This window comes from Flavobacterium davisii (genome assembly GCF_042182265.1).
GTDB lineage: Bacteria > Bacteroidota > Bacteroidia > Flavobacteriales > Flavobacteriaceae > Flavobacterium > Flavobacterium davisii.
The window spans coordinates 1,344,951-1,357,985 of record NZ_CP097869.1 but is presented as its reverse complement, the minus strand read 5'-3'; the positions used below and the strand labels follow the sequence as shown (position 1 = coordinate 1,357,985).

The 13,035-nt window shown below is 29.1% G+C and carries 14 protein-coding genes; 9 read left to right on the top strand and 5 right to left on the bottom strand.

Annotated features, from left to right (window positions below):
• The first annotated feature begins 48 nt into the window (after positions 1 to 48).
• From NAB20_RS05670 to NAB20_RS05630, 9 genes are all read left to right on the top strand, one after another.
• Positions 49 to 435 (top strand): hypothetical protein, encoded by a 387-nt coding sequence (locus tag NAB20_RS05670; protein WP_375605677.1) that lies wholly within the window; start codon positions 49 to 51, stop codon positions 433 to 435.
• A gap of 58 nt (positions 436 to 493) precedes the next feature.
• On the top strand, positions 494 to 1,387 hold the full coding sequence (locus tag NAB20_RS05665; protein ID WP_375605676.1) for a transposase: 894 nt from the start codon (positions 494 to 496) through the stop codon (positions 1,385 to 1,387).
• A gap of 27 nt (positions 1,388 to 1,414) precedes the next feature.
• Positions 1,415 to 1,954 (top strand): hypothetical protein, encoded by a 540-nt coding sequence (locus tag NAB20_RS05660; RefSeq protein WP_375605675.1) that lies wholly within the window; start codon positions 1,415 to 1,417, stop codon positions 1,952 to 1,954.
• Between the two features lie 38 nt (positions 1,955 to 1,992).
• On the top strand, positions 1,993 to 2,301 hold the full coding sequence (locus NAB20_RS05655) for a hypothetical protein (RefSeq protein ID WP_375605674.1): 309 nt from the start codon (positions 1,993 to 1,995) through the stop codon (positions 2,299 to 2,301).
• 133 nt (positions 2,302 to 2,434) lie between these two features.
• Entirely contained in the window at positions 2,435 to 3,250 is an 816-nt protein-coding gene (locus NAB20_RS05650) for a hypothetical protein (RefSeq protein ID WP_375605673.1), read from the top strand.
• A 1,077-nt stretch (positions 3,251 to 4,327) separates the two neighbouring features.
• Entirely contained in the window at positions 4,328 to 4,690 is a 363-nt protein-coding gene (locus NAB20_RS05645; RefSeq protein ID WP_375605672.1) for a hypothetical protein, read from the top strand.
• Positions 4,691 to 4,877: 187 nt separating this feature from the next.
• Entirely contained in the window at positions 4,878 to 5,201 is a 324-nt protein-coding gene (locus NAB20_RS05640) for a hypothetical protein (protein ID WP_105195506.1), read from the top strand.
• Positions 5,202 to 5,446: 245 nt separating this feature from the next.
• The gene (locus NAB20_RS05635) at positions 5,447 to 5,689 is read left to right on the top strand and encodes a hypothetical protein (protein WP_375605671.1); all 243 of its coding nucleotides are present in this window, start codon (positions 5,447 to 5,449) and stop codon (positions 5,687 to 5,689) included.
• Positions 5,690 to 5,978: 289 nt separating this feature from the next.
• Positions 5,979 to 7,304, top strand: a complete 1,326-nt coding sequence (locus NAB20_RS05630) for an IS110 family transposase (protein ID WP_375604915.1) — start codon at positions 5,979 to 5,981, stop codon at positions 7,302 to 7,304.
• A gap of 352 nt (positions 7,305 to 7,656) precedes the next feature.
• Here the strand turns inward: NAB20_RS05630 and NAB20_RS05625 are convergent, their stop codons facing one another.
• The 5 genes from NAB20_RS05625 to gcvH form a co-directional block, all read right to left on the bottom strand.
• Complete coding sequence (locus tag NAB20_RS05625; protein WP_127823170.1) at positions 7,657 to 8,982, bottom strand: IS110 family transposase; 1,326 nt, start codon at positions 8,980 to 8,982, stop codon at positions 7,657 to 7,659.
• Positions 8,983 to 9,355: 373 nt separating this feature from the next.
• The gene (locus tag NAB20_RS05620; RefSeq protein ID WP_105195508.1) at positions 9,356 to 11,443 is read right to left on the bottom strand and encodes a gliding motility protein RemB; all 2,088 of its coding nucleotides are present in this window, start codon (positions 11,441 to 11,443) and stop codon (positions 9,356 to 9,358) included.
• Positions 11,444 to 11,455: 12 nt separating this feature from the next.
• The gene (gene deoC, locus NAB20_RS05615) at positions 11,456 to 12,199 is read right to left on the bottom strand and encodes a deoxyribose-phosphate aldolase (protein ID WP_088390490.1); all 744 of its coding nucleotides are present in this window, start codon (positions 12,197 to 12,199) and stop codon (positions 11,456 to 11,458) included.
• Positions 12,200 to 12,261: 62 nt separating this feature from the next.
• The gene (locus tag NAB20_RS05610; protein ID WP_088390492.1) at positions 12,262 to 12,645 is read right to left on the bottom strand and encodes a VanZ family protein; all 384 of its coding nucleotides are present in this window, start codon (positions 12,643 to 12,645) and stop codon (positions 12,262 to 12,264) included.
• Positions 12,614 to 12,994, bottom strand: coding sequence for a glycine cleavage system protein GcvH (gcvH, locus tag NAB20_RS05605; protein WP_105195509.1), 381 nt, complete (start codon positions 12,992 to 12,994; stop codon positions 12,614 to 12,616). The genes NAB20_RS05610 and gcvH overlap by 32 nt, the downstream gene beginning before the upstream one ends.
• Between the last annotated feature and the right edge of the window lie 41 nt (positions 12,995 to 13,035).

Here is a 13,035-nt window from a genome sequence, read left to right as displayed (position 1 = left end):
TCAGGGGATTTGATTAAATTTGTTTTTTAATTAATAGCAATCTAATCGATGGATTTGGAATTTATAAAGCATTTTTTACCTGAGGGTTTACTTGATTATTTTGATATTGTAGATTTTAAAGAGTTAGGCGATTTGTCAACTCAAAAAGAGTGTTTCTTTATTTATTTAGACGAAAAGAATACTCTACATTCAGTTGATAATCCTGTTCAATATGAATCAAAAGGTTTTAATGAGAGAACGCTAGTTCAAGATTTCCCTATTCGTGGAAAGACAGTGTATTTAGGAATTCGAACCAGACGTTGGCGAGAAAAAGTGAATAAATCTAAAGAGGTGAAAAACGATTATTCTTTTGTAGCTGAGGGTTCAAAATTAACTACTGAACTCTCCGGTTTTTTAAAAGATACAGGTCGAGACCCGAGAAGATACGATAAGTAATATAGCTAGCTACTATGGTGTAAAGAGCTACATTCTTCAACGACACTATAAGAAAAAAGTGAGCGGATTTAATGAATGGGAGCAAAAAAATCATGCTGAGGATTATTTTATTTATCCTCAAAATATTGGTCAATATATCAGTATAGATGAAGTTAGTTTGTCAAAAGGAGAACTCTATACTTACTTAACCAATAAAAAAGGAAGAGGTAAAAAAGGAACTCTTATTGCTTCGATATCAGGCACAAAAAGTCAGGATATTATAGATGTCATTCTTAAAATCCCATTAGAAAAAAGACAGTTAGTTAAGGAAATAACTTTGGATATGGCTAGTAACATGAATCTAGTTGCAAAAATCTGTTTTCCTAATGCCAATATCGTTACAGACCGTTTTCATGTGGTAAAATTAGTAACCCAAGCATTACAACATCTTAGAATAGAATATCGTTGGGAAGAAATAAAGAAAGAAAATCAAGCTATAAAAGAGGCGAAAGATAAAGGTGAAAAATACAAACCATTTACCTTTGAAAATGGAGATAGCCCAAAACAACTTTTGGCAAGAAGTAGGCATATAATAACCAAATTGCCAACAGACTGGACAAAAAATCAAAGAGCGAGAGCTAAGTTGTTATTTGAATCTTATCCAAAATTAGAAGAGGCTTACAAGCATTGTATGGAGTTTAGAGCGATATATGAAACAACTTCAAAAATCATAGCAAAGGAAAAAATAGAACAATGGATTGGAAAAACTAAATCACTGAATTTTACTCATTTTAATATTGCTTCAAATAGTATTAAAAACCATTTAGATACAATTATAAGCTTCTTTAACAACAGAAATACTAATGCAAATGCAGAATCTTTTAATTCTAAAATAAAACTCTTTAGAGCGAATCTTAGAGGTGTTACAGATATTAAATTTTTCTTGTTTAGACTGGAAAAATTATTTGCTTAAAATCGAACTAATCCCCAGAAAAAATATGTGAGCCAAAGTAAGGGAATAACAGACAGTATTGATGATACAGCTTGGAATCCTAAAAAAATGGCAAAAGGGTTGTCTGTAAAAGATGTAAACATAACAGAATCTGACACTTATCATTCTAGAAATAAGAAGAAAAATTTTAATATTTTTTTAAAAAATGCACAAAATGCAGTCCAAAATAGAAATTTAGAAGATATGTTAGCAATTTTATTTTCACAATTTATAAAACCAGATCAAATTATAAAAATAAAAGATTATATTGGATATACAGAATATATTGTTACAGATGATTTAGATAGTGAGGTTAAGAAATTAAGGATAAATTTTGAGAATTATTGTGAAATAGTTACTAAATATAATTCCAATTTAGTAGCTCAGAAAGATGAAAATGAAATTAAAGATTTAATGAAAAAACCTGGATCTATAGCATATTTAGCTATGACCTCACATAGTTTAAGTCACACCCAGTTTTGGGCTGATGTTGAAGATGGTTTAAAAAGCGCATTTAGTTCAGGTAAAAACCCAGGTTATAAAAAATAATAGTGATGGAAAAAACAAAAAAAATAATTATTGTATCGTTGAGTATATTTATTATATCATTAATAGGATTTACTTATTGGTTTTTCAGTGACCACACAATAGAGATAAATTTGAAGAATATCTTTAAAGCTTCCTTACAAGTTGGGCTAATAGGTGCTATACTACCAACTCTTACATTCTTAATGATTTATTTTTTAATTAACAAAATAAAGAATATTATTACTCTTACTTTATCTATTATTGCATTAATAGTTTTTGCAATAATATTATTCTATTGGTTTTTTATAACTATGTTATTTTATGATATAAATGGAAATGAGTGGTTTATAGAGTCATTCCGTTTTTAATTTTTGAAACTAAACTATGAACAAGCAAAATATCTGCTATAAATAAAATCATATATTTCATCTACAAGTCAAAAAGTATCTCAAATGATATATCATATAGAAAGAAATAGCGAAAGCTTTTTTGGGAATAAATATGATAACTGCAGAGTTTATCAACTATATTAATTCGCTAAAAATTGAAAATTCCAATCTACAAAAAGAAAAAGAATCTTTTTTAAAGCTTTTAAACAGTTTATTGCAATGGACATACGATGTACACAGCAATTATAATGCTGGTATTAATAAAGGGTTTGATAAAATAACTTGGGCAAAAAATTTAAACTTAACCCAAGGAACAAAAGTTTTAAATATTTTATTTGGTATTAAAAGTAATCCTAAAGACAGCTATTTATTAAGTTTATTAGGAGGTCTTTTTGGAGAAAAAAAAGGATTAACTGACAGCATAGACGACACTGCTTGGAATCCTAAAAAAATGGCAAAAGGGTTATCTATAAAAGATGTAAACATTACAAAATTTGACACTTATCATTCTAGAGGCAAAAAAAATCAATTTGATGCTTTTCTAAAAGGAGCACAAACTGCAGTAAAAAACAGAAATTTAGAAGATATGTTGATGCGCCTTTTTAGTCAGTTTATTCAACCATCTTCGATAGAATTAGCAATCAAAATATTAGACTGGTCAGAATATGCTATTAAGGATGATTTGGATAAAGAAGTTAAAAAGCTTCATTTAAATTTAAAAAATTATCATTCTTTTGTTAGTAAATATAATGTAAGTTTAGTTTCCAAAACAGACGAAAATATTGTAGAATTAGATAAAAAACTAGGCTCAATCCCTTATCTAGCTATGGTATCCCATAGTTTAAGCCATACTAAATTTTGGACTGAAGTTGAAGAAGGGCTTAAAAGCGCATTCAGTTCTGCTAAAAATCCAGGATATAAAAAATAATAATTATGGAAAATGTTAAAAAATTAGTTTTACTAAGTTTATTTGTATTCAGTGTTTTTTCGATTAGTATTACTTTTTGGTATATGAGTATCGAGTTTTCAGCTAATTCTGATGTTAGTACTATTATTAAAAATTTTATTCAAATTGGGATACTAGCTGGAGTTATTTCAGTTCTTATATTCTTATTAGTTATTTTTCTTTTCAAAAAAATAAAAAACCCTTTTTTATTGACAATACTTATTGTTCTCATATTAATACTGTTTTTAATTATATCTTATTGGTATGTATTGAACATGATATACTACAGTCTTGATCAATCACAGCCTTTTTTAATTAAGTTTTTTCGTCTTTAAGACAAGAATTTACGTAGTAATAATCTCCTTATTAGGTATGATCTAATTGAAAAACCTAGTTCAATACCTTATTTAGCAATGGTATCGCATAGCTTAAGTCATACGCAGTTTTGGTCAAAAGTCGAGGAAGGTCTTAAAGGTGCATTTAGTTCAGGTAAAAACCCAGGTTATAAAAAGAAATAACATGAAAAATATTTACAAACCAATTTTATATAGTTTACTAATATTGGTTGTTTCCACTATAGGAATAACTTATTGGTATATTTCAGACCATTTGGAATATAACCCAATAGAATATAAATTTTACAAAGTATCTGATATTCAAATTCAATCTCTTATAGACGTAATCTTGCAAATAGGATTTGTTGGAGGAATACTTCCTATGTTTTTATTTTTAATAATTTATTTTTTGAAAATAAAAATCAAAAAGACTTGGTTATTTTTTTTCTTAATATTTATCTTAATAGCATTTTTTTCAATTTTAACATATAAATTTATTTTGTACACTATATTTCATGACTTCAAAAATCCAATCACATTTAAATAAATTGGAATAATTCAAGTAATAAAAAATTGATGATTTAATGAAATGACCCAGTTCAATCCCATACCTTGCAATGACTTCTCATAGTTTGAGTCATATCCAGTTTTGGGCTGATGTTGAAGATGGTTTAAAAAGCGCATTTAGTTCAGGTAAAAATCCAGGTTATAAAAATAAATGATTATGAAAAATATTCGAAAATTTATCGTTGTTAGTTTAGTAATATTTTCACTTATAGTGATAGGTATTTCAAGTTGGTATATACTATCATTAAATTATATGGAAGAATACGATTTAAAAGCAATAATCAAAATAATTACTCAAATTGGGATTGTAGGAGCAATAATTCCTTCCTTAACAATTTCATTGATATATTATTTAATGATAAAAATAGAAAACAAATTATTACTTCTATTTTTAATTATCTTTCTAATTATTTTTTTGATATTTCAAATATATGTAATAGCTCTAAAATTATTTTTTTATGATATTAATGGTTCTGTCTCATTTTTAAATTCATTAATAAAAACTTTAATAGATTTATAAATTTTCTAATGATGATTTGTGTTTTACAAACTGATTAATATTAGTAGATGAATCGTTTAAAAAACCAGTTTTTATAACCCTATCTGGCAATGACTTCTCATAGTTTGAGTCATATCCAGTTTTGGGCTGATGTTGAAGATGGTTTAAAAAGCGCATTTAGTTCAGGTAAAAATCCAGGTTATAAAAAATGAAAAAAAATCTTATATATTCGTTAATTATTTTTTTAGTATTTTCAAGTTTATTTAGCCTTTGGTATTTATTAACTTTTGGCAAATATGGTAATGTTGATTTTAATTTAACCAAAACTATTTTTTTTAAGTATGGAATAGTAATGGCATTACCGCCTAGTTTTGGTTTTTTTATTGCAAGGCTCTTATTTTTAAAAATTAAAAACCAATTAATTTTAGCTTTAATCTTGATTTTAATTTCAATTTTAGTTTTTTTCTCCTTGGCTTATATATATGTATGGTATATAACATTAAGTACATTAACAGATAATCCAGTTAAATAATATTACAACTAGTTACAATAGATATAGTATACAGCAATTATAATGCTGGTATTAATAAAGGATTTGATAAAATAACTTGGGCAAAAAATTTAAACTTAACCCAAGGGACAAAAGTTTTAAATACTTTATTTGATATTAAAAGTAATCCTAAAGACAGCTATTTATTAAGTTTATTAGGAGGTCTTTTTGGAGAAAAAAAAGGATTAACTGACAGTATAGACGACACTGCTTGGAATCCTAAAAAAATGGCAAAAGGGTTATCTATAAAAGATGTAAACATTACAAAATTTGACACTTATCATTCTAGAGGCAAAAAAAATCAATTTGACGCTTTCCTTAAAGGAGCTCAAAGCGCAGTGCAAAGCAGAAATTTAGAGGATATGTTGATGAGGCTTTTTAGTCAGTTTATTAAACCATCTCAAATTAATAATATCAGAGATTACATTGAAGATGCTGAATATGTAGTAACAGGTAATTTATTACTATAAAAATGATTCGTAATCTTGTCATTTATAAAATAGAAGCAAAATTACATACGTTAAACCCAGATTTCAAGAAAGTATTGTTCTTTGACAAATGAGAGCTAACTTGCACTTGCGAGCGAAGCCTATGTATAAAATGGTGAATTTATCCCCTCCCAGATTTTGGCTGAAATGTAAAAAGGCTTCCATTTGGAAGCCCTTTGAGACAATCAATGATGAAACACCATGTTATCTCGTATAGAATAATTTAAGCAAAGATATTACATTTCCTCGCATTTTAATAAAAAGATATTTTATGAAAAGTTTCGAAAAAATGCAAATTGTAAATCCCAATGCTGCAGGAATTGATGTTGGGTCACGTTCTCATTTTGTAGCCATAGGACAGGATGAAAATCAAATTAGAGAATTTAATGTTTATCAATCAGGATTATGCGCTTTGGTAGCTTATCTTCAAGAGAACAAGATTCGTAGTGTTGCTTTGGAGTCCACAGGGAGTTATTGGCAATCTTTGTTTATGATCTTGCAGGGAAATGGTTTTGAAGTTCTTTTGGTTCAAGGGACTCAAACAAAAAACCTCAAAGCAAAGACAGATGTGAAAGATGCACAATGGATACAGAAACTTCATTCTTTAGGGCTATTACGAGGTTCTTTTTTGCCCTCTGAAACCACTTTGCAGATAAGAACACTTCATAGACATCGTTCTAGTTTGATTGAACAAAGTTCAGGCTTTGTAAACAAAATGCAAAAAGCATTACGTTTAATGAACTTCAGACTCGACGTTGTGATAAGTGACATCACAGGAGTTTCTGGAATAAGAGTAATTGAGATGATACTATCAGGTGAAACTTCAGGTGAAAAATTAGCTGAATATTGCGACAAACGAGTTAAAAAAAGCAAAGAAGAAATAGCCGACGCTTTACAAGGTAAAATAAACAATGAATACCTACATGAGCTTTCCGATTGTTATGATATTTACAGACTTATTCAAGATAAAATAAAAAACACCGATACTCGTATTGATCAAGTGCTGAAAAATCAAACCAGAGAAATTGTTTTATCAGAAGATATCGAATTGGTAAAGAAACAGAATAAAGGGAAAAACCAACCCAAATTTGATGTACAGAAATATAGTTTAAAACTTTTTGGAGTAGATATCTTTGCTATAGAATCAGTTTGCTCAGGAACCGTTACTAGTTTTTTAGCCGAAATAGGCACCGATATATATAAATTCAAGACCTCCAAGCAATTTGTGAATTGGCTCAGGTTAGCTCCAAATAATAAAATTAGTGGAGGTAAGGTTTTGAGTAGCAGAACTCCAAAAGGGAAAAATAAATTTGCATTGACATTAAGAAATGCGGCAAATACAATTGAAAGAAAAAAAGAAGGTTACCTCGTTATGTTCTTTAAAAGGATTTCTTTTAAAAAAGGAAGAGGTGCTGCAATTACAGCAACAGCAAGAAAAATAGCAGTTATAATTTGGAATATGATAGTCAAAAAACAACATTATATACCAATAAATACAGACCAATATATTCAAGAAATGAAGAATAAAAAAACGATACAAATTAAAAAAATGATTAAAAAATACGGAATCGAAACTACTTCTTTATCAATTCCTTAAATTAAGTTAGATAGAATTACGCATTAGACCCGAGCGTAGCGAATAGACGAAGTAAATCTATTCCACTTTATTTTTCTTCCAATTCAAGCACGTACTCAAATTTTAATCATCAAAATAGTTCACTATTTCTTCTTCTAAAATTTTCCGTGAGCACTTGAATTTATTGAAAAATTTTGTTTCACAACCAAGTCTAATGCGGAATCTGGGTTTAATAATATAATTTCTCCCTTGAGTCGAAGTGACAAACTACGACTGGATTACGCTTTTGCTTCCTATCTACAAGAATTTTTTGTTCCTTTTTTATCTTTCATCTCATACATGAAGTCTAATGCGGAATTCTATCTAACTTAATTTAAGGAATTGATAAAGAAGTAGTTTCGATTCCGTATTTTTTAATCATTTTTTTAATTTGTATCGTTTTTTTATTCTTCATTTCTTGAATATATTGGTCTGTATTTATTGGTATATAATGTTGTTTTTTGACTATCATATTCCAAATTATAACTGCTATTTTTCTTGCTGTTGCTGTAATTGCAGCACCTCTTCCTTTTTTAAAAGAAATCCTTTTAAAGAACATAACGAGGTAACCTTCTTTTTTTCTTTCAATTGTATTTGCCGCATTTCTTAATGTCAATGCAAATTTATTTTTCCCTTTTGGAGTTCTGCTACTCAAAACCTTACCTCCACTAATTTTATTATTTGGAGCTAACCTGAGCCAATTCACAAATTGCTTGGAGGTCTTGAATTTATATATATCGGTGCCTATTTCGGCTAAAAAACTAGTAACGGTTCCTGAGCAAACTGATTCTATAGCAAAGAGATCTACTCCAAAAAGTTTTAAACTATATTTCTGTACATCAAATTTGGGTTGGTTTTTCCCTTTATTCTGTTTCTTTACCAATTCGATATCTTCTGATAAAACAATTTCTCTGGTTTGATTTTTCAGCACTTGATCAATACGAGTATCGGTGTTTTTTATTTTATCTTGAATAAGTCTGTAAATATCATAACAATCGGAAAGCTCATGTAGGTATTCATTGTTTATTTTACCTTGCAAAGCGTCGGCTATTTCTTCTTTGCTTTTTTTAACTCGTTTGTCGCAATATTCAGCTAATTTTTCACCTGAAGTTTCACCTGATAGTATCATCTCAATTACTCTTATTCCAGAAACTCCTGTGATGTCACTTATCACAACGTCGAGTCTGAAGTTCATTAAACGTAATGCTTTTTGCATTTTGTTTACAAAGCTTGAACTTTGTTCAATCAAACTAGAACGATGTCTATGAAGTGTTCTTATCTGCAAAGTGGTTTCAGAGGGCAAAAAAGAACCTCGTAATAGCCCTAAAGAATGAAGTTTCTGTATCCATTGTGCATCTTTCACATCTGTCTTTGCTTTAAGGTTTTTTGTTTGAGTCCCTTGAACCAAAAGAACTTCAAAACCATTTCCCTGCAAGATCATAAACAATGATTGCCAATAACTCCCTGTGGACTCCAAAGCAACACTACGAATCTTGTTCTCTTGAAGATAAGCTACCAAAGCGCATAATCCTGATTGATAAACATTAAATTCTCTAATTTGATTTTCATCCTGTCCTATGGCTACAAAATGAGAACGTGACCCAACATCAATTCCTGCAGCATTGGGATTTACAATTTGCATTTTTTCGAAACTTTTCATAAAATATCTTTTTATTAAAATGCGAGGAAATGTAATATCTTTGCTTAAATTATTCTATACGAGATAACATGGTGTTTCATCATTGATTGTCTCAAAGGGCTTCCAAATGGAAGCCTTTTTACATTTCAGCCAAAATCTGGGAGGGGATAAATTCACCATTTTATACATAGGCTTTGCTCGCAAGTGCAAGTTAGCTCTCATTTGTCAAAGAACAATACTTTCTTGAAATCTGGGTAAAAAAAGAAAATTGACTAAGCAATTAATCTTTGAATTCAAAAAAGAGAACGCAAATATTTTTATATAAAATTTACTTCAAATAGAGTTATTACAATTATTTTCTAATATAAAAAATGATTGTAATTTTAGGAATGTTTTAGTAATCAAAATACCAATTGAATACGTCGGAACGCAAACCTAAAGAAAACCAAGCCGTGTTTTCACTAAAAACTTGAGAGGTGTTTACTGTTGGTCTAAATGAGCGATATATAAAATTAGCAAACAGTTTTAGATTAGTACTTGGATTTAATAAATAACCAACATTTAGGTCTGCAATTATTATTTTAGTTTTATTTCCTTGTCCGACAACAACTCCTTTATCAGCGGAACGATCTAAATCATAATCTTTGTATATATTAGAACCATAATTTTTTTTATCTGTTACGGTATCATAATCGAAACCTCGTAAACCAAAATTAAATTTGGCTTCGGAAAACAATCGTCCTCTTGTGTAACGAGCAATTGCTACAATTTCATTTATATTTGATCCCCAATTATGTCCCATATTTTGATTATTATGACCATAATTGGTAATTACTTCACTATGTGAATATACATAAGGTCGAACAATATTTATTTCTGTTTGTAAATATAAATTTTTCAAACCAAAAGCATTATAATATTTTGCTCCTAACTGATAAGCCATCTTATTTCGCCAACTATTTTCTCCTCTAAAAACATCTCCCACAGCAAATTCATCAATAAATAGTTGTCCATAGGTATTAAAACGACTGGTCCATTTATATTTAGCTGTCAAACCTATGGCTGCATTACCGCTTTTAGAGGAAGAAGTAAATTCTACAGAACGATAAAATATAATTGGATTTACAAAGTTTAAATCAAATCCTCTATTATTTGTATTAGACCAGACAACAGATTCAAAAAAACCGATATTTAAACGTTTCGATGCGTTCCAACTCAAATAATGATTGGCCATATATTTAGTTGCATAAGTTTTTTCTGTTGTTACTTCTGGACGCACATCTTTTAACCACATATAAGTATTGGTATATTTAATTTTCCAAAAACTTGTATTGATTTTTACAAATGGATAGGGACTTGCTGCATCTCCTTCTAACAAAGAGCGATAACCATCTCCTATAAAATTACGGCTATATCCTAATTGAATATTTAGATGATCGGAAGATGAATAGGAAATAATTGCCTCAGCAGATGGAAAATCAAATTGATTTCCTCTAAAATCCTTAGCAATTCCTGTTCCTGGAATTATTGCGGGATTACCTCCTGATGGTTTTTGAGAAATAGCTAAACGATTATAATAATCGGCAAAAAAGCCTTGGCTTTCAAAAATAGAGGAAGTAAAGCTTAAATTTTCTCCTAGTCCGCCTTGTAATTGTATAGCTCGTGTATTATTATAAGTATATCCTGCTTTTTCTGGTGATGTTTTACCTAAACGTAAATCCCAAATAGGATTCATGGTAAACCAATAATCTTTACCTTGGATGGCTACTAGATTTTCATTAAAAAGTTTGCGCCCCCACCAATTTTTTTTATCTATTAAGAGTTTTTGATTGGTTTTATCGAAATCATAATAACGTGCTACTTCTTTATATGTTAAGGGTTTTGATGCTGTATGGCTATTACTTCCTATTTGATTCATATAACCATCAAAATTAGCATAATAACTATGTGAAAACGGAATATTTAAATTGCTTTTAAACTGTGGATTATTGAATTTTTTATATTCTGCTTCTATATTTTGTAATTCTGTTGGATTTTCCTGAAAGTTTTCTACAATATCTTTTTCTTTCTTTTTCTCTAATGGTTTTCCTTTTAAAAAAGGGTAAACCATTGTAAATGTAAACTTAGAATAGGTTGGTATACCATTATAAGTGGCAGGAACTATAATAGGCAAAGAATTAAAAACTCTTTTGGTTTCTGCAATTAGTTCAGGATACAAAGCATCAACATAAATTATTTTAAAATGTCCTTCGGTATCTACTTCAAACAGTGTAATTATTTTTCCTGAATAATTATCTGTTGTTAATTCTGAAGGCATTTTAAAATTTTTATATACAAAATCTTCTAATTGAAAATGAAAACATTTTTCTAGTTCTGATTCTGATTTCTGAACACATTGAGGAAAAACGGGAAAGATTTCATGCTTTGTTTCTTGAGCTAAACATGAATTCATTATAAACAAAAGAGTTAATAAAATTCTCATCTATAAATTTGATTAATAAGTACCTGTAGTAGATAATCCTTCAACTATAGCTTTAGCGGAAGAGGTTCCTATTCTTTTTACTCCTAATTCAATCATTTCTTTTGCTTCATCTATATTTCTAACTCCTCCAGCTGCTTTTACAGGAAGTGGGGAGGAATTTTCTAACATTAGTTTGATTGTATGAACTGTTGCTCCATTGGGTTTTCCATCAGTTGTGGGATAAAAACCGGTAGAGGACTTTACAAAAACTCTATGAAAGTCTGATTCATCAAATTTTTCGACGATAGTATTACGAATTAAACTAGAAATTTGAATAATATTTTCATCTGTTAAAGCGGCTACTTCAATAATAAATTTGACTGCTTTATTATTGGAAAGGCCTAATTGGGTACACAAGGTGATTTCTTCTTTTATAAGTTCTGTTTCTCCTTTTTTGAAAGCTTCATAGTTTACAACGTAATCTAATTCATCTACTCCGTCACGAATTGCTTCTTTAGCTTCTTCTATTTTTGAATGTACTGAAGCGGCTCCAAAAGGAAAATCAATAACTGTACCGATGAGTACTTCTGAATTTTGTTCATCAATTATTTTTCTGGCTGTACTTACATACTCTGGACGAATCATCACTAATTTAAAGCGATCATTTATAGCTTCTTTTATAGTTTGTATAACTTTATCTGTATTGTCTTCATAAGTAAGTCCTGCTTGTTCTGCCTTTTTTAAGTAAGTAGAATCTAAATATTCTCTAACATCCATATTTATTTATTTTTTGATAAAAATAAAAAATCTTGATCAAGCACAAACTGCTTTTAATCATTTTATTTCTTAAAAAAACGATAGAAGAAAACAGCGGAACTTGTAGCACCTAAACTATTTGCTATAATGTCTTCAATTTCAGCGGAACGATTTGTTGTTAAAAACTCTTGTCCTATTTCAATTAAGACGCTAATTAGTATAGCAATCAATATTAAAATCATCATTTTTTTTAGATTTAAACCTCTATTTTTTAATAGGTATCTAGCCCATAAAAAAACAAAGACAAAGTAGAATGTAAAATGTACTACTTTGTCTTCATTTGGAAAAGTATATTTAGGATTTAGTGCTGGTGCTTTAAAACTTAAAAAAAGGATTAAACAAGTCCAACACAAAGCCAACCAAATAGTTGTTTTTTTAGGCTCCAATAAGATCTTTATAATCTTCACTTGACAACAATCCTTCTATCTCAGCAATTTCTGAAATTTTTACTTTAATCATCCAAGCAGCACCATAAGGATCTGAATTTACTAATTCAGGATTCGACTCTAATTCTTCATTAAACTCTATAATTTCTCCTGATAATGGTAAAAATAAATCTGAAACTGTTTTTACGGCTTCTACTGTTCCAAAAACTTCATCTTTAGCAAGTGTTTGGTCTAAAGTATCAACCTCTACGTATACAATATCACCTAGCTCTTTTTGAGCAAAATCTGTGATTCCTACTGTAGCAATATCACCTTCAATACTCACCCATTCGTGATCTTTAGTGTACTTTAAATTAGTTGGTATGTTCATTGTTTTTTATTATTTATGATACAAAAATATAATTATTAAAA

Bases quoted from the DNA above. Each gene is read 5' to 3' on its own strand.
- gcvH (WP_105195509.1), bottom strand. From the start codon at position 12,994: ATGAACATACCAACTAATTTAAAGTACACTAAAGATCACGAATGGGTG.
- NAB20_RS05620 (WP_105195508.1), bottom strand. From the start codon at position 11,443: ATGAGAATTTTATTAACTCTTTTGTTTATAATGAATTCATGTTTAGCT.
- NAB20_RS05630 (WP_375604915.1), top strand. From the start codon at position 5,979: ATGAAAAGTTTCGAAAAAATGCAAATTGTAAATCCCAATGCTGCAGGA.
- NAB20_RS05625 (WP_127823170.1), bottom strand. From the start codon at position 8,982: ATGAAAAGTTTCGAAAAAATGCAAATTGTAAATCCCAATGCTGCAGGA.
- deoC (WP_088390490.1), bottom strand. From the start codon at position 12,199: ATGGATGTTAGAGAATATTTAGATTCTACTTACTTAAAAAAGGCAGAA.
- NAB20_RS05635 (WP_375605671.1), top strand. From the start codon at position 5,447: ATGGCAAAAGGGTTATCTATAAAAGATGTAAACATTACAAAATTTGAC.
- NAB20_RS05640 (WP_105195506.1), top strand. From the start codon at position 4,878: ATGAAAAAAAATCTTATATATTCGTTAATTATTTTTTTAGTATTTTCA.
- NAB20_RS05645 (WP_375605672.1), top strand. From the start codon at position 4,328: ATGAAAAATATTCGAAAATTTATCGTTGTTAGTTTAGTAATATTTTCA.
- NAB20_RS05670 (WP_375605677.1), top strand. From the start codon at position 49: ATGGATTTGGAATTTATAAAGCATTTTTTACCTGAGGGTTTACTTGAT.
- NAB20_RS05650 (WP_375605673.1), top strand. From the start codon at position 2,435: ATGATAACTGCAGAGTTTATCAACTATATTAATTCGCTAAAAATTGAA.